Raw genomic sequence first — 25,205 nt, 5'->3', positions numbered from 1 at the left:
CGCGCCTCCGGATTAGTCCCTGATGTCCGGGAAGAGCCCGGACAGGGCGCGAACGGCGTCGTCATAGCCGCTGCGCTCGTGGATCGCCTGATGGAGGAACGCCTCCAGTGACGGATATTTGTCGATAGCCTGATCCAGCATCGCGTCGCTGCCTTTGACGTACGCCCCCACGCTGACCAGATCGCGGTTGCGCTGATACGCGGAAAGCAGCTGTTTAAAACGCTGCACCTTGCGGTACTGGGCATGCGGGATAAGCTCGGTCATGGCACGGCTGATCGAGGCTTCAATATCGATCGCCGGATAGTGCCCCGCCTCAGCAAGACGACGCGACAGCACGATATGGCCGTCGAGGATCGCCCGCGCGGAGTCGGCAATCGGATCCTGCTGATCGTCCCCTTCGGTGAGCACCGTATAAAACGCGGTGATCGAGCCGCCCCCTTTCACGCCGTTACCGGTACGTTCAACCAGCGCGGGCAGACGGGCGAAGACCGACGGTGGATAGCCTTTGGTCGCGGGCGGTTCGCCAATCGCCAGGGCCACTTCACGCTGCGCCATGGCGTAACGCGTCAGGGAGTCCATGATCAGCAGCACGTTGAGGCCGCGTTCGCGAAAATCTTCCGCGATGCGCGTCGCGTAAACGGCCCCCTGCATGCGCAAAATCGGCGAAACGTCAGCCGGAGCGGCAACCACTACCGCACGCGCCAGCCCCTGCTCGCCGAGGATATTCTCGATAAAATCTTTCACTTCGCGGCCACGCTCGCCAATCAGCCCCACCACGATGACGTCAGCGGTAGTGAAACGGGCCATCATGCCGAGCAGCACGCTTTTGCCGACGCCGGAACCGGCGAACAGGCCCATACGCTGCCCGCGTCCCACCGTCAGCAGGCCGTTGATGGCGCGCACGCCGACGTCGAGCACGTTTTTAATCGGATCGCGGTGCAGCGGATTAAGCGTTGGGGTAAACAGCCCCGCCGCCGGTTTCCCCGGCGCGGGGCGGCCATCCAGCGGACGGCCCTGGGCATCCAGCACGCGGCCCAGCAGATGCGGCCCCACGGGCAGTTGCTTACCCGCGTGGTTGTCACTTTGCAGGGCGTAGATACGCGCCCCCGGCAGAATGCCGTCGACATGCTCCAGCGGCATCAGGAACAGCGTCTGGCCGTTAAAGCCCACCACTTCACTCTCTACCGGGATAATGCCCTGCTCCGTCTGGCGCTCAACGATGCACAGGGCACCGATCGGCAGCTTCAGTCCCACGGCCTCCATCACCAGCCCGGTGGCGCGCGTCAGCTTGCCGTACTGGCGAAAATCGGGCACCTGGGTGAGTTTCTCCTCCACCCGGTCGAGGGCCGATAGCCATGTTTTTAACTGCTGGCTCATTGCGAGAGCTCCTCGCGCGCCAGCTGACAGAGCGCCTGCCAGCGGGTTTCCATGCTGGCATCCACCTCCACATCCGGGGAGACCACCCGGCAGCCTCCGGCGGCCAGGCTCGCGTCGCGGTGCAATTCCCAGCCCATCGCGGTGAGTGTTTCACCCAGCGCCTGCTGCACCGCGGTAAACGCATCCGGGCTGACATACAGCTGGATGGTGCCGTGCAGCAGCGCGTCCTGCTGCATCAGGCTGCGGATCTGGGTCACCAAAGCATGGTTATCTGCCACACGAGACGAACCGTAGAGTTGCTGCACCGCCATCAGGGACAGCTGCACCAGACGCGCGGGGACCAGCCCTTCGAGGTTTTCCAGTGCCAGCTTAAAGTTGCTGACCCAGGTTTCCGCCTCGCGCAGCAGCGCCTGCTGCTCCACACGCGCCTGCTCGACGCCCTGGGCAAACCCGGCGTCGCGGCCCTCTTTCAACCCGGCCTCATAGCCCTGTTTGCGGCCCTCTTCCTGGCCCTGTTGCTGCCCCTGGGCAAAGCCCTGCTGTTCCGCCTGCTTGCGCAGACGCGCCAGTTCGGCTTTCAGCTGCGCCTCAGACTGGGTGTTATCCAGCGTGGGCAGCGGGGTGTCCTGAGGTTCACCCAGCAGGTTTTCAGGCTGCCAGGCGCGCCACCCGGTAGCGTTATGTTCATCAAATGTAGGCATCGTCGCTGCCTCCAATCAGGATCTCGCCGGACTCGGCCAGGCGACGCACCACGTTGAGGATAGTTTTCTGTTCGGCTTCCACCTGCGACAAACGCACCGGGCCACGGGAGGCCAGATCGTCGGTCATCAGCTCGGCCTGACGGCGCGACATGTTGCGGAAGAACTTCATGCGCAGCGGCTCGTCGGCCCCTTTCAGCGCGATGATCAGCGTATCGCTCTCGATCTCCTGCAGCAGGCGCTGGATGCTGCGGTCTTCCACATCCACCAGATTTTCGAACAGGAACATCTCGTCGATGATCTTCTGCGCCAGCTCGCCGTCGAACTCGCGTACCGCCTCGATGGCCGCCTCTTCCTGCTGAGATTTCATCAGATTGAGGATCTCGGCCGCCGGACGGACGCCGCCCATTTTGCTGCGCTTGAGGTTCTGACCGTGCAGCAGGTTGTTGAGCACTTCCGTCAGCTCCTGCAGCGCGGCAGGCTGTACCCCGCCGAAGGTGGCAATACGCAGCATGATGTCGTTACGCTCACGATCGTCGAATTTACCCAGCACGTCCGCCGCCTGGTTACGCTTAAGGTGGACCAGGATGGTGGCGATGATCTGCGGATGCTCTTCGCGGATAAGGTCGAACACCGCCTGCGGATCCATAAAGTTGAGCGTTTCGATGCCGTTGGTGCCCTGGTGGGTATCCAGCAGATCTTCCAGCAGCGAGGAAGCGCGCTCTTCGCCCAGCGCCTTGACCAGCACGCTGCGCAGATAATCGTTGGTGTTGAGGCTCAGCGCCGCATATTCGCTGGAGTCTTTCTTAAACTCCTCCAGCACCATGGCCATCTGGTCGTGGGTGAAGCCCGCCATGTTGACCATCGAGCCACTGATCTGCTTCACCTCGTGGGCGTTGAGGTGCTTGAACACCTCCGCCGCCAGGACATCTCCCAGCGTCAGCATGACGATGGCGCTTTTTTCTGAGGCATTCATTATTTCGGCTCCTTACTCATCCACTGGCGGATCACGAGGGCAATAACGCGCGGCTCCTGCTCTGCCAGCTCACGCAGCTGTTGACCATTGAGTTCCGTATCCACCCGCTGCTGGGCACGGTCGCGGTTGCTTTTCTCCGCTGCACGTTTTTTCGCGGCAATCTCTTCCTCCCGCGCCTCTTTTTCCATCTCCAGACGGCGCAGGGTGGTCTCCTGGTGGCGAACCCAGGCAGGCTGTACCAGCTTGCGCCACATGACCCAGGCGATAATGGCGATGACCAGATAGCGGGCGATAGCCATCAGCAACGCGTAGAAGCGATCCTGCTCCCAGAACGGCGGAACCGGCTCTTCCACCACGCCGTTAAAGGCGGAGTTGAGGATGTTGACGCTGTCGCCACGGCTGGCGTTATAGCCAATCGCCTCTTTGACCAACGCGTTAATGCGGGTCAGTTCGGCCTCGCTAATCGGCCCAGCCTTACCCTCTTCGCCCTGCGGCAGATGGTTTATCACCACCGCCACGGACAAACGCTGAATGCGCCCCACGCTGGATTTGGTGTGCGTAAGGGTGCGATCCACCTCAAAGTTGGTGGTCTCGTCACTGCGGTTGTTGTACGGCTGCGGCGTCTCACGGCTGGCGTTGTTGCCGGTAGTTTTCTCTTTTTTATCATCCACTGGCGTGTTCAGCGGCTGGGTGATGGGCGCGGTCGCCGGCGCGGGAGGCGTGTTGCTCAGCGCGCCCGGTACGCCGCTGGCACCACGGCGATTCCCCTGCTCGGCCAGGCTGGCCTGACGACTGCGGATCGCCATTTTTTCAGGGTCGCTGTTCGGCTGATACTGCTCCTGCGTCTGCTCCTGCTCGGTGAAATCAATCTGCGCGGTCACCTGGGCGCGGATGTTTTCATCCCCCACCAGCGGGGCGAGAATGCGCTGGATGCGCTGCTGGTAGTCACTCTCGATTTCATTGGTGTATTTCAGGTGCGCGGTCTGCAGGCCGCGCAGGCCGCTTTGGGTCAGCAGGTTGCCGCGCTGATCGACAATGGTCACGCTCTCTGCGGCCAGCCCGGTCACCGCGCTGGAGATAAGATGGGTGATCGCCACCACCTGGCTGTCGTCCAGGGTGCGGCCCTGCAGCAGGTTAACGGTGACGGACGCGGTCGGCTTTTTCTGTTCGCGGACAAACATCGACGGTTTTGGCGTGGCCAGGTGCACGCGCGCACTCTGGATCGGGCCGAGATTTTCAATGGTGCGCGCCAGCTCGCCTTCCAGGGCGCGCTGGTAGTTCACCTGCTCGGTGAACTGGCTGACGCCAAATTTCTCCTGATCGAGCAGTTCAAAGCCCACGCCGCCGCCTTTCGGCAGCCCCTGCTGGGCCAGCTTCATGCGCACCTCATGCACCTGCGATGCCGGGACCATGATCACGCCACCCGGCGTGTCGATGCGGTAAGGGACATTGAGCTGCGACAGCTGCGCCACGATGGCGCCGCCTTCTTCATCACTGATATTACTGAACAGCACCCGGTAATCCGGCTCCTTTGCCCAGAACATTAACGCGATGATGACGGAAAGCGCCGCAGCGCCGCAAATCACCAGCAAAAGCTTCGGGCTGCCGCGAAGTGAGGACAGCATCGATTTAATTCGCTCTGCCGGATTGTTGGTTAACTCATTTAGTGTGGCACTCATGCCGTATTCCTGTATGAAATAGCACGCATCCGCGATGCGCGTCAGCTCACGAAATTCGCGAGAGTGATGTCGACGATTTCAAAAATATAAGAATTTTTCAGGCGGGCATTATCGTCTGAAAGGCATTTTTTTTAAGGATAAATAAGCTCAAAGTTCTGTCGGCTTATTGGATTTTCTGAGGTTTTTAAACGCGTGTTAAGCTGTCGACGTTTAAAAGATGTGCAACAAACCGCCGTTTTTATCTTAATTACCAGGAATAAAAAGAATGTCAGCGACATTAATGCGTGGCGTACTCGATCAAATTCAAACCCAGGCGCAGCAGGTCAGCGGCCCGTCTCACCGGCTGCACACCTCGCGCGACGAGGCCCCTGCCTTTTCTGACGTTTTATTTAACAGCATTAACGAAATAAATAAAACCCAGGTTGAGGCAAAGAGCAAAACACAGCAATGGATGTCTGGAAGTAGCGATATTGCCCTGAATGACGTAATGCTGGCGATGCAGAAATCGTCTATTTCATTCAGCTTTGGTATGCAGGCACGAAATAAGATGATTAGCGCCTATCAGGAAATAATGAATACGCCGGTTTAAGGTCTGATCCCCTTCTATGAGTGAAATTAACAGCACGCCTGCACGCTTATCCCTGAATACGCTTTCACTGACTGACAGCGAATTACAGCGTGTCGGGAAATTAATCTATAAGCGCGCCGGCATTGTCGTCAACGCGCAAAAGCGAGAGATGATTTTTAATCGTCTCTCCCGTCGCGTGCGCACGCTGGGGCTGGCCTCGTTCAGCGAGTATATCGCCCTGCTTGAGTCGCACTCTGAGCACCCGGAATGGCAGAACTTTATCAACGCGCTGACCACCAACCTGACCTCCTTTTTCCGCGAGGCGTATCACTTCCCGATCCTCGCGGAACATGCGCGCCAGCGCGCGAATGGCTATCGCGTCTGGTGTACCGCCGCCTCAACGGGGGAAGAGCCCTGCTCTATCGCCATGACGCTCAACGAGCAGCTGGGTGCGTCGGTGGCCGGGCCGCGTATCTGGGCGTCGGATATCGACACCGAGGTGCTGGCTAAGGCCGAAGCGGGCGTTTACCGGCTGAGCGATCTGGACGCGCTGACGCTGGCGCAAAAGCGTCACTATTTTCTGCGCGGGGCGGGCAACAACAGCGAGTGGGTGAAAGCCCGGCGGGAACTGCTGTCGGCCATTCACTACCAGCAGCTGAATTTACTCGATGAAAAGTGGTCCGTTCCCGGGCCGTTCGACGCCATTTTCTGCCGTAACGTGATGATTTATTTCGACGCACCGACGCAGCAGCGTCTGTTGCAGCGCTTTGCGCGTCTGCTTAAGCCGGGTGGCCTGCTGTTTGTCGGCCATTCGGAACATTTTAACCACACACATATTCCGCTGCGCCTGCGGGGGCAGTCGGTGTATGAACTGACGGAGGCCACACGGTGAAGGCGATTCGTGTGCTGGCGGTCGATGATTCCGCCCTGATGCGCAACATGCTCAGCGCGGTGGTCAATCAGCAGCCGGATATGGAAATGGTCGGCACGGCGCCGGACGCGTTTATTGCGCGCGAGCTGATTAAACAGCTTAACCCGGACGTGCTGACGCTGGATATCGACATGCCGCGAATGGACGGGCTGGAGTTTCTCTCCCGCCTGATGCGCCTGCGCCCGATGCCGGTGATTATGGTCTCCTCCCTGACCACCCGGGGGTCGAAAGCCACTATGACCGCGCTGGAGCACGGTGCGGTGGATTTTTTGCCCAAGCCGGAGCACCGCGGCGCCGAGAACATCGACAGCTGGAGCCAGCTGGTGGTGGAGAAGATCCGCGTCGCGGCTCGCGCGAGGCTGGCACAGCATAACCCCGACGTCAGACCGATCCTCGCCGGTATTCCCGTGCGCCAGCAAAGCATCATCGCCATCGGCGCGTCTACGGGCGGCACGGAGGCGCTGCGCCGGGTGCTGATGCCGCTGCCGGTCAGCACACCGGGGATTGTGATCGCCCAGCACATGCCTGCCGGTTTCACCTACTCCTTCGCCCAGCGGCTTGACTCGCTGTGCCAGATTGCCGTGCGGGAAGCGCAGGATGGCGAACCGGTGCGACCCGGTACCGCCCTGATTGCCCCGGGCGATCGCCATATGGAGATCCTCTGCCAGGACAATGGCTACCGGGTCAGGCTCAGCGATGCCCCGCCGGTGAACCGCCATCGCCCGTCGGTGGATGTGCTGTTTGACTCCGTGGCGCGTCAGGCCAGCAAACACGCCACCGCCGCCCTGCTGACCGGCATGGGCGCGGACGGCGCGCGCGGTCTGCTGCACCTGCGCCAGACCGGCGCCTTTACCCTCGCGCAGAGCGAAGCCACCTGCGTGGTGTTCGGCATGCCGCGTGAGGCGATTGCGCTGGGCGCGGCGAAAAAGGTCGTCGATCTCGACGATATCAGCCAGTGCTTACTGGACAGTTTTCATAAACATAAATTATCCAAAACCGACTCACGTTCAGGAGATCTCCCCCATGTCGGATAAAAATTTGCGTTTTCTGGTGGTAGACGACTTCGCCACCATGCGACGCATCGTACGAAACCTGCTGCAGGATCTGGGCTACAAGCACATTGATGAGGCCGAAGACGGCCAGGACGCGCTCAACAAGCTGCGCACCAGCGACTTCGATTTCGTCGTCAGCGACTGGAATATGCCCAATATCGACGGTCTGGAGCTGCTGAAAACCATCCGCAGCGATGCGGCGATGTCAAAACTGCCGGTCCTGATGGTAACCGCAGAAGCGAAGAAAGAGAACATCATCGCGGCCGCTCAGGCGGGGGCTAATGGTTACATCGTTAAGCCGTTTACCGCTGCCACGCTGGAAGAAAAGCTCGGCAAAATCTTTGAAAAACTCGGGTAACCCTTATGAACTCCCCGTTAAACATGCAGGCGGATAACGCCACAGAGATTTTCGTTCGCATTGGACAGCTGACCCGTCTGCTGCGCGACAGCATGGCCAACCTCGGTCTGGAGCAGGCGATTATGGAAGTCGCGGACGCCTTTCCGAACACCCGTGACCGCCTGAACTACGTGGTCGGCAAGACCTCTCAGGCCGCCGATCGCGCGCTAACCAGCGTGGAAGTGGCGCGCCCCCTGCAGGAAGGGCTAAGCGATAACGCCACCGCGCTGAGCGCCCGCTGGGACGCCTGGTTTGAAAACCCGCAGCCGCTGGAGGATGCCCGCGAGCTGGTCAAAGCCACCCGCGCCTTCCTGCACGACGTGCCGGAGAAGACCCAGCAGACCAACCGCCAGCTAACCGAAATCATGATGGCGCAGGATTTCCAGGATCTTACCGGTCAGGTGCTGCAAAGCCTGATGCACGTGATTGAGACCGTCGAGAAAGAACTTATCAGCGTGCTGGTGGAAAACATGAGCGAACGCGACGCCAGCGCCGCCACCGGTGATGCGCATCTGAAGAACGGTCCGCAGATCGATACCCGCGCCGAAGGCATTGTGGCGTCTCAGGAGCAGGTGGACGATCTGCTGGAGTCACTCGGCTTCTAATCCCGCCGGGCGAATGTCATGTCAGAACAAAACGACAGCGAAAAAACAGAAGACCCCACACCCCACCGAAAGCAAAAAGCGCGCGAAGAGGGACAGGTTCCCCGCTCGCGCGAGCTGACGAGCGTCCTGATGCTGCTGGCAGGCTGGGGGCTACTGCTGGTTGCGGGCGGCTGGCTGGCGAAACAGCTGCAGCATCTGCTGCATAACGGCTTAACGTTTGACCGGCTGTTAGTCAGCGACCCGCAGCAGATGCTGCATCACGCCGGAGCGCTGCTGGGTATCGCCTTTCTGGCCCTGCTGCCGTTTGTGGGCGGGCTGTTTTTGACTGCCGTCGCCACGCCGTCGCTGATTGGCGGCCTGAATATGAGCGCCAAAGCCCTCAAATTTAACGTCAAAAAGCTCAATCCGATCAGCGGCATCAAACGCCTGTTTTCCGGGCAGATGGTATCGGAGATGGTGAAGAGCATTCTGAAGGTGATGCTGGCGGGCATCGGCGGCGGGCTGTTTTTGTGGTTCAACAAAGGGAAATTTATCAGCCTGATGTATGAACCGCTGCGCCTGGCACTGGGGGATATCAGCGCCCTGCTGATGGGCTGCATGCTGGTCATTATTTTATCGCTGATCCCGATGGTGGCGTTCGACGTGGTTTACCAGCTCTGGAGCAACTTCAAGAAGCTGCGCATGAGCCTGAAGGAAATCAAAGACGAATTCAAAAATCAGGAAGGCGACCCGCTGATTAAAAGCAAGGTTCGCCAGTTGCAGCGTCAGATGGCGCAGCAGCGAATGATGACCGACGTCCCCACCGCTGACGTGGTGGTGAATAACCCGACCCACTATTCGGTCGCCCTGAAGTACCAGGAAGGTGCCATGGGCGCGCCGATGGTGGTTGCCAGCGGTAGCGGGCTGATTGCCCTGCGCATCCGTGAACTGGCCGAAGAGAACCGGGTCCCTATGCTTGAGGCGCCGCCGCTGGCGCGCGCCCTGTATCGCCATTGTGACCCCGGCACACCGGTTCCCGCCGAGCTGTATAGCGCGGTGGCGGAGGTGCTGGCCTGGGTTTATGGCCTTAAGCGCTGGCGTAAGGGCTATGGCTTACGTCCGCTGACACCTAAAGATCTTCCCGTTCCGGCGGGGATGGATTTTGCACAAGAGAGTAGAGAGTGATGGCCAATATCGCCACCAAATTACGATTACCCAACATGAAGGAGACCCAGTGGCAGGTGCTGGCCGGGCCGGTACTGATCATGACCATCCTCGCGATGATGATCCTGCCGCTGCCGACCTTTGTGCTGGACCTGCTGTTTACCTTCAATATCGTGCTGTCGATCATGATCCTGCTGGTCGCCATGTTTACCCAGAATACGCTGGAGTTTTCGGCGTTCCCGACGGTGCTGCTGTTCTCCACCCTGCTTCGTCTGGCGCTGAACGTCGCCTCAACGCGCGTGATCCTGATGAACGGCCATACCGGCTCGGAAGCGGCGGGCCAGGTGGTAGAAGCCTTCGGCCACTTCCTGGTGGGCGGTAATTTCGCCATTGGTATCATCGTGTTCATCATTCTGATCATCATTAACTTTATGGTGATCACCAAGGGTGCGGGACGAATTGCGGAAGTGGGCGCGCGTTTTTCTCTCGACGGGATGCCGGGCAAGCAGATGGCGATTGACGCCGATCTCAATGCCGGACTGATCGGCGAAGAAGAAGCCAAGCGCCGCCGTAAAGAGGTGACGCAGGAGGCCGACTTCTACGGTTCGATGGACGGTGCGAGTAAGTTTGTGCGTGGCGATGCCATCGCCGGGCTGCTGATTATGGCGATCAACATTATTGGTGGTCTGGTGATTGGCGTGATGCAGCACGACATGTCCGTGGGCGTGGCCGGTGAGACCTATACCCTGCTGACCATCGGTGATGGTCTGGTGGCGCAGATCCCGGGTCTGGTGATCTCCACTGCGGCCGGTGTGGTCGTGACCCGCGTGGCGAACGATCAGGATGTGGGCGAGCAGATGGTGGGCCAGCTGTTTACCTCTCCGCGCGTGATTGTGCTGGCGGCGGGCGTGATTGGTCTGCTGGGGCTGATCCCCGGCATGCCGAACTTCGTCTTCCTGCTGTTTACCGCCACGCTGCTGGGCGTCGCCTGGTGGCTGCGCGGGCGCGAAGGTGAAGCGAAAAAAACGGGTGGAGCGCAGGCTGACGCCTCCGACGCGACGGAAGCCGAGATGGCGCAGGTACACGAAGCCACCTGGTCTGATGTACAGATGGAAGATACCCTGGGTCTGGAAGTGGGTTATCGCCTGATCCCGATGGTGGATCACGAGCAGCAGGGCCAGCTGTTGACCCGCGTGCGCGGCATCCGCAAGAAGTTTGCCCAGCAGATGGGCTTCCTCCCGCCTGCCGTGCATATTCGTGACAACCTGGACCTGGCACCGACGCACTATCGCATCCTGCTTAAAGGGGTCACCCTTGGTTCAGGGGAAGTGCAGCCGGATCGCTGGATGGCAATCAACCCCGGCTGCGCCGAGGGCGAAGTTCCCGGCACGCCGTGTACCGAGCCGACCTTTGGCCTGCCAGCCCTGTGGATCGATGAAGTCCACCGCGAACTGGCGCAGACGCTGGGCTACACGGTGGTGGATCCGAGTTCGGTGGTGGCAACGCACCTCAACCATCTGATCACCACCCATACCGAGGAGCTGTTTGGTCGTCAGGAAGCGCAGCAGCTGCTCGACCAGATCACCAAACATTCACCGAAACTGGTGGAAGATTTAATCCCGGCGGTCATCAGCCTGACCACGCTGCACAAGGTGCTGCAGAATCTGCTGGCCGAGCGCGTGCCGATCCGTGATATGCGCACCATCATCGATACGCTGGCGGAGTTTGCCACCGCCCAGAGCGATGCCGATGAGCTGACCACCCGCGTGCGGGCGCGTCTCTCCCGGGCGATCACCCAGCAGTGGTTCCCGGGCGAGGACGATATTCAGCTGATTGGGCTGGATCTCTCCCTGGAGCAGCTGTTGATCCAGGCGACCCAGAGCGGCAGCGCGATTGAGCCGGGGATAGCTGAAAACCTGATGAAGCAGACCGAACAGGCGCTGCAGCACCAGGAAGGCCTGGGCGCGCCGCCGGTGCTGCTGGTGAACCCGGCCCTGCGTCTGATGCTGTCGCGCTACCTGCGCCGCATCTTCCCGCAGCTGGCGGTCCTTTCCAGCCAGGAGATCAACACCCAGCGCAACGTGCGGATGACGTATCTGATTGGGGGTAAAGGATGAGGAGAGCAGGACTTGCGCTGCTGCTGGTTTCACCGCTGGCGATGGCGGCGGACGGTTCATGGAGCGCCAGCAGCTTCGGCGGTACGATGACCCGGGGACAGGTGGTACTGAAAAGCAAACCGGTGCAAAGCCCCTCTCCCCTGCCCGCAGGCGCCGTCGCTTCTCGCGTACACTGGAAGATTCAGACGAATGGCCTGACCCCAGCCGGGTTTCGCATTCGCCTGTGCAGTGCCACCCGCTGCCTGACGCTGCCCGGCTTTGCCGGGGAGCTGCCCCTGCCTGCCGGGATGCCGGCAGGCGGGCCGTTTCGTTTTGAGTATTATTCCGTGGCGGGAGGTCGCCTCGACACACCGCTGACCGTGCTGAAAAATCAGGTCACGGTGAGTTATCGCAACCGGGGTTAAGCGTATCGTCGGTGATGCGCCTGACTCATTTTTTGCGTTCAGCTTTAAAGAGTGCAACCTTCCCTTCAACGGTGATCTCCACATCATGAAAATAACGGGAGAGGAGAGAGGCTAACGCCTCTGCACTGTCGGTTCGGTTAGAAAAGATGCCTTTTTTATTATAAATGTCCATCAGTTTTCGCCCGAACATATTGTGACCCGCATCGTCACCCAGAATAGTCGCGCCAAATAAACGCCCTTCTTTTGTTAATGCTGCACTGGCATGGGCAATCACCTCAGCTTTATCGTGCATTTCGCCGGGCAGGCAATGGAGCAGATAAAACATCGACACGGAGTCAAATTGCTCTCGCAAATGCGGTGGATAAGGATTGAATACGTCATGCAATATGGACTCCTTTACTTTTCCTCTGCCCACACGTGCATTCGCCGCCTCCAGACTTGAAATATTCAAATCCATAAGCGAGATAGTGCAGAAATCTGGCGTAAACGTCAGATAATATCCGGTGCCGACTCCCACATCGAGGTGGTTATTTTTCATGTTATTTCTGAAATGAGGAATCAGATGTCGCTCGGTAGCGCATTTCCAGGCATAGCGATTGGAAACGCGAAGTACCCACCAGTCATAGAGTTTCAGGGAAAGTGGGTTATAGGCTTTTATTCCGTCACGTGTTTTTGTACTCATAAGCTCTCCTGCGCGAGCGGTGCAGTAAAAAGGCCACATTATGTGGCCTTTTATTTAGAAGAAGAAAGTAAATTGCGCGACACCGCCTATCGTGCGGTCACGACCGGCAATAGCGGTTAAGTCAAACTGCATGGCGTCACCGGCTGAAAGCCCCACCCCGCCCGTGACGACGCGGCGGTCGTTACCACGCATATCAAGGCGATAACCCGCCCGCAACTGGATCCACTCTGCCGTGCGCCATTCAGCACCAAACGCCGCGTACTGATTTTTGTCGACATACTGGAAATGGCTAACCGGCGTCAGATCTATATCGGCACCTAACGTCACTGGCCCCGTTTGCCATGCGGTACCGGCGGTAACCTGCGGACGAATAACAAAAGCAGGCTGATAGCCGTTCACCTCACGGGTTTTCACGCGGTTTTCAAACAGGTTTTGCGCCGACAGCGCCACCATCCAGCCCGGTGTCGGTGAGGCAAAGAAACCGGCGTCGATATTGGCACTCATGGTTTGATGTTGCCAGTTACCATCGCGCAGATCGGAGGAGTCATAGTTGTTAATGGCGACGTTGTAATTCCACGTTTCGATACGCTGGATCTTCGGCGTGATCCCCACGCCCATCGACATATCGCCCACGGTAAACGGATGTGCAATCGACACGCCGTATTCCGTCACCAGTGCGGCCATGCCTTCGGCGCGAGAGGTTAATTTATCCAGATCGTCTTTCACGGGAATAATTGACCCGTTGGCAACCCCTTCCAAATAGTCCAGATCGCTCTGGCTCACTAACGCGCGCGCATTGCCTTTGCCCCAGGTGTTTATGGATAACGCAATGGGAAGTGAATCATCAGGCACAGCAAGCACCATCGCCAGCCCGACATTTGCGTAGGCATTTTCCCCGGAGAGGCCAGACACAATATCGCCCAGCTTGCCTGCGGCTTCAGCTTCTGCACCGGTGCCCAGGGCGCTTTCCAGCGTATCCCAGGCTGATTTGACGTCATCAAAACCATCAATCAGGTTTGCCGAATCGCTGACCTGCACACCGATGGAGGGGGCAATCAGGCTGATAGTGTCCTGTGAGCGCGAGGTTGCAAGTAGTGCCGGGTTCACTAACGGTGCCGCACCAAAATGTGCTGACGCCACGCCGGTGCCACCCATTGCAGTGCTGCGCGCATCAAAGCCGTTATAAGACGCCGAAGCAAAAGGGGTTGCAACGCTAAAACCTGCCAGTAACAGGCTGCGCAAAATAATATTTTTTTTCATTTTATTCCCAGAGTAATATTGAGCGGTGTGTCAGGGTGCTCATTGCGTGTGATATAAATTGCTCTTTATCATGCTAGCAAAAAGTTCATTCTGTTTATTTGGCGATAACCTCAAAGACATTTCCGCTATTGATGACTTTATTCATCAGGATTTTTTATTTCCCGCCCCATCCCCTGAAATGCTTACAATTATGTTCGTTTATTAACGTTATAAACGATTGCCTGTAATAAACAGACTGCGATAATTGTTCCTCAACTTATCTTTGCGGGAGAATAACCGTGCGCTATTTCGCCGTTGTGGTTTCATCAATTTTAATGTGTGGTTCATCGCTGGCCACCTCCGTGAACGCCGCAACCCTTCCTGAGCTGGCAGAGGCATTAAACACGCGATTCGAGGTGATGAAGGATGTGGCAGGTTATAAGGCGGCGAACCACCTTCCCATTGAGGATCTCCCTCGGGAAAAAAATGTTCTCCTGAAAGCACAGGACGCTGCCCGTGACGTCATGCTGGATCCGCAGAGTATTGATGCGTTTATCCAGACACAGATGGCTGTCAGTAAAAATATCCAGTATCGCTATCTTGATCGCTGGCGTTTGCAGCCTGAAAAAGCCTGGCAACCCCGTCCCCTGACAGAAGTGAGAGCACAAATTCTTGAACTGGATAGCACCATTCTGAACCTGATTAGCCGTCAAATCCTGACCGGTGGCGGATTTGGTGAAGAGCAGGACCGCACGCTGTCCGGGTTGCTGAGCGATAAGCAGATTTCAGCGCTGGAGAAAGCGCAGCTGATTGACGCGCTCGGGAAGATTAAGCGTCGATAGCTGTCCTGGGGCTCCGTTCGGTCATGTTTTCTGCCAGGGATGTTCTCAATGGGATTCTTGTCACTGAAAGGAAACGGGATAAGTGTTTGAATAATGGCAGAGAGGCTGGCCTCTTCTGCCATTCCGACATCTCTACGTTTTGTAGTTGCCTTCATGCCGGGTTCTTTGGCATGTTAACCTAACCTGACCTTTCCATTTTGTTCACGTGACGAGTTTGCGAGCACAGCGATGATTAAGTGGCCCTGGAAATCAAATGACGCTGGTCAACATGTGGCGCTGCCGTGGGATGACGCGCTGGCGATCCCCGTGCTGGCCAACCTCCAGCCGGATGAACAGTCAAAGCTGATTCAACTGGCGGATCGCTTTTTGCAGCAAAAGCGGCTGGTTCCGCTGCAGGGGTTTGAGCTGGATGCACTTAAAAGCGCGCGTATCGCCCTGCTTTTCTGCCTGCCGGTGCTCGAACTGGGTATCGAGTGGCTGGATGGTTTCCACGAAGTGCTGATCTACCCCGCGCCGTTTATCGTTGATGACGAGTGGGAAGATGATATTGGTCTGGTGCATAACCAGCGCGTGGTGCAGTCCGGGCAAAGCTGGCAGCAAGGACCCATTATCCTCAACTGGCTGGATATTCAGGACTCATTCGATGCCTCTGGCTTTAACCTGATTGTTCACGAAGTGGCGCATAAGCTTGATACCCGCAACGGCGATCGCGCCAGCGGTGTTCCGCTGATCCCGCTGCGTGAAGTCGCGGGATGGGAGCATGACCTGCATGCGGCGATGGAAAACATCCAGGATGAGATTGACCTTGTCGGGGAAAGCGCGGCCAGCATTGATGCCTATGCGGCAACCGATCCGGCCGAGTGATTTGCGGTGCTGTCAGAGTATTTCTTCAGCGCCCCGGAGCTGTTCGCCCCGCGTTTCCCGGCCCTGTGGCAACGTTTTTGTCATTTTTATCAGCAGGATCCCTTGCAGCGTTTGCGGCAAAGTGAGGAGTCCGGCAGCCACGCCTCCCGCCAGGTCCACTAAGGCCTTCCGACAGGGGGACGCTCAACCGACCGTACCCCGAAGCTCAGGGCTAAAAACAGCAGCGCCATCGCCCAGGCGGCCACGATTAAAAACGTTTCACCGAACATGCGCGTCACCAGCGGCACCAGCAACGCGCTGAGGCCGTAGCCCAGGGTATGGCTGGTGGCGATCACCCCCGCCCCTTTGCCTGTCGTTAACCTGTCGTTCAGCAGGAGCTGATATCCGGGCGTTGCCATCGCCGCCCCCAGCGAGGTGATGACGATCCCCACATAGAACAGCGCCACATCCGCGAGACACATCACCCCAAGCCCGACCACCATCAACACCGCGGCCAGGCAAAGTAACGTCATCGGGAGAAAGTGCTGCGGACGCACCACCAGAAACTGGGCAGCGAGCGTTGCCAGCGCGGCCAGGCTCAGCAGCAGCGCAACGTGATGGCTTATTTGCGCCGCATTGCCGTCCAGCAACGGGCTGAGATGGGGTGACAGACCAAGCTGCATCAGGCTCACCAGCGCGGCAAGCAGCAGCGCCAGCATGAGATACGGCACCATTGATACCTGCAGCCGCGTCGCCTGCTGCGCCACTGGCGGTAAAGGCGGATCGGCCACTTCACGCAACACCATCAGCAGGGCAATCAAGGGCGCTATCGCCATCAGCCACAGCGGTGCCACCGGATTAACGCTGAGCATCAGTGCAGCCAGCGGCGGCCCCAGCAGACGCCCGCAGCTGAGGCCCGAGCTTATCGTCGCCAGCGCGGCCATTCTTTTCTCCAGACCCGCACGCTGAATGGCCCATGTCTGGGCTGCCGGCACCAGACCCGAGACCGTCAGGCCGTACAGGGTGCGCGAGAGGATAAGCCCTGCCAGCCCCCAGGCGGCATTGAGCATCCCGTTCGCCATTGCCCAGACCACCAGCGCCATGACGAAGAAACTTGCCAGATAGCCGCTCAGCGAGGCCAGCATCACGCTTTTACAGCCGTGCCGCTCGCTCTGGCGTCCCCACCAGGGCGAAGCCGGTAAAAAGAGCATTGAACCGAACATCAACAGCCCCGCCCAAACGGAGAGCGATAGCCCGGTCATCGTGACCAGTTGCGGCAGCATGACCAGCAAACCGTTTTGCCCGATCCCCAGTAAACCGGCACACAACGCCAGGGGCCAGTTCGCTTTCGGGGTGAGATTGTCGGTCAGGGTGTCGGAAATTGAGCGCATAGAATTGTGAACATAGTGTCAATAAATGTGTGGAAATCATGAAGTTTATACAAACAAATATTGCAAAAATAGTTGCGACTGTAAACAGAATGAATATCATAACGAGAATTATTATCAGTCATGGAATGAGGTACATCTATGCGTACTCTGCCCCGCTCTGCCGGTACAGACGTTGCGGCCCAGTGTTTTTTAAACGCCCTGTTGCGCGAAACGAAGGACTGGCGCTATCTCCCCGCTACCGCTGCGGATGAGCTATCGCAGATCCATATCCCGCTCTCGCAAACCCAGGCCATCCGGGTTTCAGTACACTATTTCTCCCCAACCCAGCATCATCAGTACCGCTTCCCGGCAACGCTCATCCAGACCGACAGCGACCGTAGTGACGCCGTCACTTTCCCTCAACTGGTTGATTTAATTCTTGAAAAAACCTCTGTAAAAGGCTCGCTGGATGCCGATACGCTGGCGCGCTTTAAGCAGCGCGCCCTCGAAAGCCATGCCCATACCTGGCAGGCGATCGACTTGCGTCACAACTGGGCAAACCTGCGCGACACACCGCTGACGTTCGCCGAGGCGGAACAGGCGCTGCTGGTCGGCCACGCATTCCATCCGGCCCCGAAGTCACACGAGCCGTTTAACGAAGCCGAAGCCCGCCGCTATTTGCCCGATTTTGCCTCCCGTTTCCCGCTGCGCTGGTTTGCTGTTGAGAGCGAACTGATCGCCGGCGAGAGCCTGAACGTCTCCCTGCGTGAACGTCTGCTGCGCTTCGCAGCCCAGAGCGCCCCTGAACTGCTCGGTCATTTCACCGACACCCGCTGGCTGCTGCCGATGCACCCGTGGCAGGCGGAGTACCTGCTCGGTCAGGTCTGGTGCCAGCGACTGGTGGCGAAGGGAGCGCTGCAGGATCTGGGCGAAGCGGGCGCGCAGTGGCTACCGACCAGCTCCTCCCGCTCGCTGTACAGCGAAACCAACAGCGACATGATTAAGTTTTCCCTGAGCGTGCGCCTGACCAACTCGGTGCGCACGCTGTCGGTGAAAGAGGTTAAGCGCGGGATGCGTCTGGCGCGTCTGGCGAAGACGGCGCGCTGGCAGGAGCTCCAGGCGCGCTACCCGACCATGCGCGTGATGCAGGAAGACGGCTGGGCCGGTCTGCGCGACGAAAGCGGCTCCATTCAGGAAGAGAGCCTGATGGCCCTGCGCGTGAACCTGCTGTTTGATACGCCGGATACGCAAACCAACGTGCTGGTGAGCCTGACGCAGGCCGCGCCGGACGGCGGTGACAGCCTGCTGGCGGCTGCGGTCCGCCGTCTGAGCCAGCGTCTGGCTCTCCCCCTCGCCCAGGCCGCGCGCTGCTGGCTGGACGCCTATTGCGACCGCGTTCTCCTTCCGCTGTTCAGCGCCGAAGCCGATTACGGTCTGGTTCTGCTGGCACATCAGCAAAACATCCTCGTGGAGATGCAGCAGGACTTCCCGGTCGGGCTTATCTACCGTGACTGCCAGGGCAGCGCCTGGACCGAAGGGGCCGACGCATGGCTGAAAGAGGCAGGTGAAAGCGAGGTGGAAAACCGCTTCGGCGAGAGCCAGCTGCTGCGCTACTTCCCGTATTACCTGCTGCTAAACTCCACCCTTGCCGTCACTGCCGCCCTCGCCGCCGCAGGTTTCGACAGCGAAGAGAGCCTGATGTCACGGGTGCGTGACGCGCTGACCAGCCTGCGCCAGACCGCGAAGCAGACCCGCTGTCTCGACTACGTGCTCGACAGCCCGACGTGGAACTGCAAAGGCAACTTTTTCTGCTACCTGCACGATCGCAACGAAAACACGATTGTCGATCCGGCAGTGATCTATTTCGACTTTAGCAACCCGTTTTACAAGGAGAAGGCGTGATGGCTAACGCGAATATCGTCCATTCCGGCTATGGCTTTCGTTGCACCGCAACGGACAGGTCCCTGCCGCTGACCTTAGGCCTCGACGGCAGCGCGGTGCTGGAGCGCCTGCGCGATATCCCGGACGGCTGGCTGGTCGAGGCGCTGGATCAGCTGTTTGTCGCCGCACCGGCGCTGACTGGCATCACGCTGCCGTGGGCAACCTGGCAGGATGAACCGCAGGCGCAGGCATTATTCGCATTTGCCAGCGGCGATTATCTGGCCCGTGAGACCTTCTGGCAGCTGCCGCTGTGGCTGCAGGGGGAGCGTCCGCAGGCCAGCGGTGGCATGCAGTTCGATGAGAGCCGTCAGCTTTACTTCCCGCTGCGCCCTCACCGTCCGCAAGGGGAAGTTTATCGCCGTTACGATGCACAAATTAAACGCACCCTGAGCTTCCGCGTGGCCGACGTGGCGCTGGACGGTGAGCGTTTTACCCAGTGGATGAACAACCCGCGCGTCAACGCGTTCTGGGAGATGGCCGGTCCTCAGGAAGAGCAGGAAAACTACCTGCGCCGTCAGCTCGACTCGACGTACTGCTACCCGGTTATCGGCTGCTTTGACGATCGGCCGTTCGGCTATTTTGAGCTCTACTGGGCCGCAGAAGACCGTATCGGACGCCACTATCGCTGGCAGCCGTTTGACCGTGGGCTGCATATGCTGGTCGGCGAAGAGAACTGGCGCGGCGCGCAGTATATCCGTAGCTGGCTGCGTGGTCTGAGCCATTATCTGTGGCTGGATGAACCGCGCACGACGCGCATTGTCGCCGAGCCGCGTTTCGACAACCAGCGCCTGTTCCGCCATCTGGATTCCGCCGGTTTCGACACCGTCAAAGAGTTCGACTTCCCGCATAAACGTTCGCGCCTCATCATGAGCGAGCGTCACCGCTTCTTCAGCGAGGTGGGACTGTGAACGCACTCTGGCAAAAAGTGAACCGCGAGATGGTGGCGAAGATCCTCGCCGAGCTGGAATACGAACGCACCCTGAGCGCCGAACCGCTGGCCGCTGATCGCTGGCAAATCGCCATGGGCAGCGAAACATGGCAGTTTCGCGCCACACGCGGCATCTGGGGCTGGTTACATATCGATCCCGCCAGTCTGACCACCACCAGCGGAGCCGCCGTGGAAGCGGAAAGCGCGTTTCTGCAGCTGGCGACGGTGCTGGAGATGAGCGACGCGCAAACGGCAGAGCATCTGGAAGATCTCTACGCCACGCTGCGGGGCGACATGCAGCTGCTGCAGGCGCGAGAGACGCTTGATGCCGACGCGCTTATTCATCTCGACCCGGACGAACTCCAGTGTCTGATGAGCGGCCATCCCAAGTTCATTTTTAACAAGGGACGCCGCGGCTGGGGGCTGGATGCGCTGCGCCAGTACGCGCCGGAATACCGTGGCCGTTTTCGCCTGCACTGGGTTGCCGTGCAGCGCGAGCATCTGGTCTGGAGCAGCGATGTCGATTGCGATATCAACACCCTGCTGGCCAGCACCATGGACAGTGCAGAGCGCGCGCGCTTTGACGCCCGCTGGCAGGCGCTTAAGCTTGACGACAGCTGGCTGCCGGTACCGCTGCACCCGTGGCAATGGCAGCAAAAAATTGCTGTCCATTTCCTGGCGCAGCTCGCGCGCGGTGAGATGGTGGAGCTGGGGGAATTTGGCGATGAGTATCTGGCCCAACAGTCCCTGCGCACGCTGACCAACGCCAGCCGTCGTGCGCCGTATGACATCAAGCTGCCGCTGACCATCTACAACACCTCCTGCTATCGCGGCATTCCGGGCAAGTACATTGCCGCCGGGCCGCTGGCGTCGCGTTGGTTACAGCAGCAGTTCGCCAGCGACGCCACCCTCACCCGCTCTGGCGCGCAGGTGCTTGGCGAACCCGCCGCCGGATATCTGGCGCATACCGGTTACGCCGCTTTACCGAAAGCGCCCTATCGCTATCAGGAGATGCTGGGTGTGATCTGGCGCGAAAACCCGTCCTGCTATCTGCAGGACGGCGAGCAGGCGGTACTGATGGCGGCGCTGATGGAGACCGACAACGCCGGACGCCCGCTGATTGACGCGTGGATTGCCCATTCCGGATTAACTGCCGAAGCCTGGCTGGAAAAACTGTTCGATGCCACGGTGATCCCGTTCTATCACCTGCTCTGCCGCTACGGCGTGGCGCTCATCGCCCACGGCCAGAACGTGACGCTGGTGATGAAAGACTACGTACCGCAGCGCATTCTGCTGAAGGATTTCCAGGGTGATATGCGGCTGGTGGATGAAGATTTCCCGCAGGCGGAAAGCCTGCCGCAACAGGTGAAAGCCGTTACGGCGCGTCTGAGCGCCGAGTACATCATTCACGACCTGCAAACCGGCAACTTCGTGACGGTGCTGCGTTTTATCTCGCGTCTCACGCAGCAAAGCGGCGTCAGCGAAACCCGCTTCTACCAGATCCTGGCGCAGGTTTTGCGCCGTTATATGGCCGCGCATCCGGATCTTGCAGAACGTTTCGCGAAATTCGACCTTTTTAAGCCGCAAATCATTCGCGTGATCCTCAACCCGGTAAAACTCACCTTCTCCGAACACGACGGTGGCAGCCGCATGCTGCCGAACTACGTCTGCGATCTCGATAACCCCCTTTTTCTGGTCTCCCAGGAGTCAGCGCAATGAAAACGTATGATTTCATCGGCATTGGTATTGGTCCGTTCAACCTCAGCATCGCAGCCCTTGCAGAGGGGCTGGACGGATTTAGCTCACTGTTCCTTGAACGCAAGCCGCATTTCTCCTGGCACCCTGGGATGATGGTCCCGGACTGCCACATGCAAACCAGCTTCCTGAAGGATCTGGTCAGCGCCGTGGAGCCGACCAACCGTCACAGCTTTCTCAACTACCTGGTGCAGCGTAAAAAGTTCTACCGTTTTCTGACCACCGAGCAGCGCACCGTCTCCCGCGAAGAGTTTGCTGATTACCTGAGCTGGGCGGCGGAAAACCTCACCAACCTCGCCTTCAGCCAGCAGGTGCAGCAGGTGAGTTTTGATGAGAAAAAGGGCCTGTTTGAAGTAGTAACCCAGCGCGATCGCTTCCTGGCGCGCCACGTCTGCGTGGGGATTGGCAAACAGATCAACCTCCCCGACTGCGTGACCGCGCAGGATGACAGTTGCTTCCACGCCAGCGAGATGATGCTGCGCACGCCAGATTTGGCGGGCAAACGGGTGACCGTCGTTGGCGGCGGCCAGAGCGGTGCCGATCTGTTTTTGAATATCTTCCGCGGGGAGTGGGGTCAGCCGCTGAGCCTGAACTGGGTGTCGCGCCGCAACAACTACAACGCCCTGGATGAGGCCGCGTTTGCCAACGAGTATTTCACGCCGGAGTACGTGGACAGCTTCTCCACGCTTGGTGAAGAGGCACGTCGTCAGATGCTGCACGAGCAGAAGATGACCTCTGACGGTATCACCACCGAGTCCCTGCTGGCGATTTGCCGCGCCATGTATCACCGCTTTGAAGTGCTGCGAGAAAAACCCTGGGCGCACCTGATGCCGTCCCGCTCGGTCACCGCCCTCACGCGACTGCCAAACGGGCAGCGCCTGATGCTACAGCATCACCTCGACGGCGGCCGCGAACAGCTGGAGAGCGACGTGGTGATCTTTGCCACCGGCTACCGCGCCGCCCAGCCTGCGTTTCTGGCCCCGCTCTCCCATCGTCTGCACCTGGATGCCGACGAAGCTTTTCACATTAACAACGATTTCACCCTTGAATGGGACGGCCCGCAGAGCAACCGCCTGTTTGCCGTGAATGCCGGGATGCACCGTCTCGGCATTGCCGAACCCCAGCTTAGCCTGATGGCCTGGCGCGCCGCGCGAATTCTCAATCGCGCGCACGACGACGAGCCGTTTGAGCTGGCCACCACCCCCGGCGTGATCCACTGGCGTAGCACCACCAGCGTGGATAACAGCCAGGTTTTTAAACCATTAGCACAGACCACCGAGTACTGACACACACAATAAGGATCAACATAACAATGAAACGTTCTCATCTTTGGGTTTTAAATCCGTGCTTGCTTGCCATGCTTTCGACCTCTGCGTTGGCAGAAGCACAAAAGGAAGAAAATATCGTTGTCTCCGCCAGCCGCGCACACCGCAGCGTGGCGGAGATGGCGCAGACTACCTGGGTTATTGAGCGTGCTGAAATTGAGCAGCAGGTTCAGGGCGGGAAAGAGATTAAAGACGTGCTGGCGCAGCTGATCCCGGGCATGGACGTCAGCAGCCAGGGGCGCACCAACTACGGTATGAACCTGCGCGGCCGTTCAATGATGGTGATGGTGGACGGTGTGCGTCTGAACTCCTCCCGTAGCGACAGCCGTCAGCTTGACTCTATCGATCCGTTCAACATCGACCGTATCGAAGTGATTTCCGGCGCCACCTCGCTGTACGGCGGCGGCAGTACCGGCGGCCTGGTGAACATCGTCACCAAAAAAGGTCAGCCGGAGACGGAAGTCGAATTCCAGACCGGGGCAAAAAGCGGGTTTAACAGCCACAACGACCACGATGAGAACGTGTCGGCGGCGGTCAGCGGCGGTAATGATAACGCGTCTGGTCGCCTGTCCGTTTCTTATCAGCGTTACGGCGGCTGGTATGACGGCAACGGCGACGAGGTGATTATCGATAACACCCAGACCGGCTTACAGTATTCGGACCGTATTGATGTGATGGGCACCGGCACCATCAACATTGACGATCACCAGCAGCTGCAGTTAACCACCCAATACTACAAGAGCGAATCCGATGGCAAGCATGGCCTGTACCTCGGGAAGAACTTCTCGGCAGTAACGGGTGATGCCACCGCGTATAACAAAAACAACCTGGACTCTGACCGTATTCCCGGAACCGAGCGCCATCTGATTAACCTGCAGTACTCTAATACCGATTTCTGGGGACAGGATCTGGTCGCGCAGATCTACTACCGTGACGAGAGTCTGACCTACTACCCGTTCCCGACCCTGAGCAAAGGGACGGTCACCAGCATCGGTGCCTCTCAGCAGAAAACCGATTTTTACGGCGGTAAGCTGACGCTGAACAGCAAGCCGGTGGATGATTTAACCCTGACCTGGGGCGTGGATGCCGACCATGAAACCTTCGATGCCAACCAGCAGTTCTTCGACCTGAGTAAAGCGGCGGCGAGCGGCGGCATGAAGCTGGACAATGCGTACAACGTTGGGCGTTATCCGGGTTACAGCATTACCAACCTCGCCCCGTTCCTGCAGGCGAGCTATGACATTGACGCCATCACCCTGAGCGGCGGCGTGCGTTACCAGTACACCGAAAACAAGGTGGATGACTTTGTTGGCTATGCTCAGCAGCAGGCTATCGCCACTGGCAAGGCTACCTCCGCAGACGCGGTACCGGGCGGGAAGACCAATTACAACAACTTCCTGTTTAACGCCGGGATCCTTGGTCGCCTGACCGAACAGCAGCAGCTGTGGTTTAACTTCTCCCAGGGCTTCGAAATCCCGGACCTGGCGAAGTACTACGGCTCCGGCACCTATCAGCTGGTTGACGGGCACTATCGCCTGCTGAACAGCGTGAACGTTAACGACTCGACGCTGGACGGCATTAAGGTTAACGCTTACGAGCTGGGCTGGCGTTACACCGGCGATAACCTGCGCACGCAGGTTGCGGCGTACTACTCGCTCTCGGATAAAACCATCACCATCAACAAAACCGATATGACCATCAACCTGGAAGATGACAAACGTCGTATCTACGGGGTGGAAGGTCAGGTGGACTATTTCTTCACCGACAGCGACTGGAGCACCGGCGCGAACTTTAACGCCATTAAGTCTGAAACCCGTGAAAACGGTAAATGGGAGAAGCTGACGGTAGACAGCGCCAGCCCGTCGAAAGCCAGCGCCTGGGTCAACTGGGCACCGGGCGACTGGACCCTGCGCGTGCAGAGTACCCAGACCTTTGACGTCTCTGATGCCGACGGTAAGAAGATCGATGGCTATAACACGGTCGACTTCCTGGGCAGCTACGCCCTGCCGGTGGGTAAAGTGAGCTTCAGCGTGGAAAACGTGCTGGACAAAGACTACACCACCGCCTGGGGACAGCGCGCACCAGGGCTGTATAGCCCAACGTATGGCGCTCCGGGTCTGTATACCTATAAAGGCCGTGGCCGTACGTTTGGTCTGAACTACTCCGTTCTGTTCTAAACAGCCGCGCCGCCTGCCTGCGGGCGGCGCATCCTGCTGTGTAATTTCACCGCAAATTTGCTATAAAATCAGCGATTTGCTGAAATTGTCGGCAAACGATCAAAAAGGGTGTTTTCACCCTTTGACAAGGCGTACCGAGGTCGCTACTATGCGCCT

The 25,205-nt window shown here is 58.8% G+C and carries 21 protein-coding genes and 1 pseudogene; 15 read left to right on the top strand and 7 right to left on the bottom strand.

The features are described from left to right. Positions 1–12 precede the first annotated feature (12 nt). From fliI to fliF, 4 genes are read right to left on the bottom strand one after another with little or no spacing between them, the layout of a single operon-like run. Complete coding sequence (fliI, locus tag EKN38_RS11880; protein WP_014832544.1) at positions 13–1,377, bottom strand: flagellar protein export ATPase FliI; 1,365 nt, start codon at positions 1,375–1,377, stop codon at positions 13–15. Further along, positions 1,374–2,078, bottom strand: coding sequence for a flagellar assembly protein FliH (locus EKN38_RS11875; protein ID WP_014832545.1), 705 nt, complete (start codon positions 2,076–2,078; stop codon positions 1,374–1,376). The genes fliI and EKN38_RS11875 overlap by 4 nt, the downstream gene beginning before the upstream one ends. Then, positions 2,065–3,051 (bottom strand): flagellar motor switch protein FliG, encoded by a 987-nt coding sequence (gene fliG, locus EKN38_RS11870; RefSeq protein WP_014832546.1) that lies wholly within the window; start codon positions 3,049–3,051, stop codon positions 2,065–2,067. The genes EKN38_RS11875 and fliG overlap by 14 nt, the downstream gene beginning before the upstream one ends. Beyond that, positions 3,051–4,730, bottom strand: coding sequence for a flagellar basal-body MS-ring/collar protein FliF (fliF, locus tag EKN38_RS11865; RefSeq protein WP_014832547.1), 1,680 nt, complete (start codon positions 4,728–4,730; stop codon positions 3,051–3,053). The genes fliG and fliF overlap by 1 nt, the downstream gene beginning before the upstream one ends. Positions 4,731–4,995: 265 nt before the next feature. Between fliF and fliE the strand changes: the two genes are divergently transcribed. Genes fliE through EKN38_RS11825 form a run of 8 tightly spaced genes read left to right on the top strand, consistent with a single transcriptional unit; the run spans position 4,996 to position 11,947 of the window. After that, positions 4,996–5,319 (top strand): flagellar hook-basal body complex protein FliE, encoded by a 324-nt coding sequence (gene fliE / locus EKN38_RS11860; protein ID WP_014832548.1) that lies wholly within the window; start codon positions 4,996–4,998, stop codon positions 5,317–5,319. Positions 5,320–5,335: 16 nt separating this feature from the next. Next, on the top strand, positions 5,336–6,190 hold the full coding sequence (locus EKN38_RS11855) for a CheR family methyltransferase (RefSeq protein WP_014832549.1): 855 nt from the start codon (positions 5,336–5,338) through the stop codon (positions 6,188–6,190). Further along, entirely contained in the window at positions 6,187–7,263 is a 1,077-nt protein-coding gene (locus tag EKN38_RS11850) for a chemotaxis response regulator protein-glutamate methylesterase (RefSeq protein WP_014832550.1), read from the top strand. Before EKN38_RS11855 ends, EKN38_RS11850 begins: the two co-directional genes overlap by 4 nt. After that, positions 7,253–7,639 carry a chemotaxis response regulator CheY gene (gene cheY, locus EKN38_RS11845; protein WP_014832551.1) on the top strand — a complete coding sequence of 129 codons (387 nt, stop codon included), beginning with the start codon at positions 7,253–7,255 and terminating at the stop codon, positions 7,637–7,639. Before EKN38_RS11850 ends, cheY begins: the two co-directional genes overlap by 11 nt. A gap of 5 nt (positions 7,640–7,644) precedes the next feature. Next, positions 7,645–8,283, top strand: a complete 639-nt coding sequence (cheZ, locus tag EKN38_RS11840; protein ID WP_014832552.1) for a protein phosphatase CheZ — start codon at positions 7,645–7,647, stop codon at positions 8,281–8,283. Positions 8,284–8,301: 18 nt separating this feature from the next. Continuing rightward, a complete protein-coding gene (flhB, locus tag EKN38_RS11835) occupies positions 8,302–9,447 on the top strand; it encodes a flagellar biosynthesis protein FlhB (protein WP_014832553.1) in 1,146 nt (381 codons plus the stop codon). After that, a complete protein-coding gene (gene flhA / locus EKN38_RS11830; RefSeq protein ID WP_014832554.1) occupies positions 9,447–11,543 on the top strand; it encodes a flagellar biosynthesis protein FlhA in 2,097 nt (698 codons plus the stop codon). The genes flhB and flhA overlap by 1 nt, the downstream gene beginning before the upstream one ends. Next, a complete protein-coding gene (locus EKN38_RS11825; protein ID WP_014832555.1) occupies positions 11,540–11,947 on the top strand; it encodes a flagellar protein FlhE in 408 nt (135 codons plus the stop codon). The genes flhA and EKN38_RS11825 overlap by 4 nt, the downstream gene beginning before the upstream one ends. 25 nt (positions 11,948–11,972) lie before the next feature. Here the strand turns inward: EKN38_RS11825 and EKN38_RS11820 are convergent, their stop codons facing one another. Together EKN38_RS11820 and traF are read right to left on the bottom strand one after the other, a co-directional pair. Beyond that, on the bottom strand, positions 11,973–12,629 hold the full coding sequence (locus EKN38_RS11820; protein WP_126522090.1) for a class I SAM-dependent methyltransferase: 657 nt from the start codon (positions 12,627–12,629) through the stop codon (positions 11,973–11,975). Positions 12,630–12,683: 54 nt separating this feature from the next. Next, positions 12,684–13,889, bottom strand: coding sequence for a conjugal transfer protein TraF (gene traF / locus EKN38_RS11815; protein WP_014832557.1), 1,206 nt, complete (start codon positions 13,887–13,889; stop codon positions 12,684–12,686). Between the two features lie 278 nt (positions 13,890–14,167). Between traF and EKN38_RS11810 the strand changes: the two genes are divergently transcribed. Then, complete coding sequence (locus EKN38_RS11810; RefSeq protein ID WP_014832558.1) at positions 14,168–14,710, top strand: chorismate mutase; 543 nt, start codon at positions 14,168–14,170, stop codon at positions 14,708–14,710. A 228-nt stretch (positions 14,711–14,938) separates the two neighbouring features. Next, positions 14,939–15,736: pseudogene (gene mtfA / locus EKN38_RS11805) on the top strand (DgsA anti-repressor MtfA). Here mtfA and EKN38_RS11800 read toward each other — a convergent pair. Further along, complete coding sequence (locus EKN38_RS11800; protein ID WP_014832560.1) at positions 15,733–16,944, bottom strand: MFS transporter; 1,212 nt, start codon at positions 16,942–16,944, stop codon at positions 15,733–15,735. The pseudogene mtfA and the gene EKN38_RS11800 overlap by 4 nt on opposite strands. A 138-nt stretch (positions 16,945–17,082) precedes the next feature. On the opposite strand from EKN38_RS11800, the gene EKN38_RS11795 reads away from it, so the two are divergent. From EKN38_RS11795 to EKN38_RS11775, 5 genes are read left to right on the top strand one after another with little or no spacing between them, the layout of a single operon-like run. Further along, positions 17,083–18,825 (top strand): IucA/IucC family protein, encoded by a 1,743-nt coding sequence (locus EKN38_RS11795; RefSeq protein ID WP_014832561.1) that lies wholly within the window; start codon positions 17,083–17,085, stop codon positions 18,823–18,825. After that, complete coding sequence (locus EKN38_RS11790) at positions 18,825–19,772, top strand: GNAT family N-acetyltransferase (protein WP_014832562.1); 948 nt, start codon at positions 18,825–18,827, stop codon at positions 19,770–19,772. Before EKN38_RS11795 ends, EKN38_RS11790 begins: the two co-directional genes overlap by 1 nt. Then, complete coding sequence (iucC, locus tag EKN38_RS11785) at positions 19,769–21,511, top strand: IucA/IucC family protein (RefSeq protein WP_014832563.1); 1,743 nt, start codon at positions 19,769–19,771, stop codon at positions 21,509–21,511. The genes EKN38_RS11790 and iucC overlap by 4 nt, the downstream gene beginning before the upstream one ends. Continuing rightward, complete coding sequence (locus EKN38_RS11780) at positions 21,508–22,833, top strand: lysine N(6)-hydroxylase/L-ornithine N(5)-oxygenase family protein (RefSeq protein WP_126522088.1); 1,326 nt, start codon at positions 21,508–21,510, stop codon at positions 22,831–22,833. Before iucC ends, EKN38_RS11780 begins: the two co-directional genes overlap by 4 nt. A 26-nt stretch (positions 22,834–22,859) precedes the next feature. Further along, positions 22,860–25,049, top strand: a complete 2,190-nt coding sequence (locus EKN38_RS11775; RefSeq protein WP_126522086.1) for a TonB-dependent siderophore receptor — start codon at positions 22,860–22,862, stop codon at positions 25,047–25,049. Positions 25,050–25,205 lie beyond the last annotated feature (156 nt).

This window comes from Enterobacter sp. WCHEn045836 (genome assembly GCF_003965585.1).
GTDB classification, from domain to species: Bacteria; Pseudomonadota; Gammaproteobacteria; order Enterobacterales; family Enterobacteriaceae; genus Enterobacter; species Enterobacter dissolvens.
Note: the sequence above shows the minus strand (reverse complement) of the source record. Positions and strands in the feature narration are given on the sequence as shown.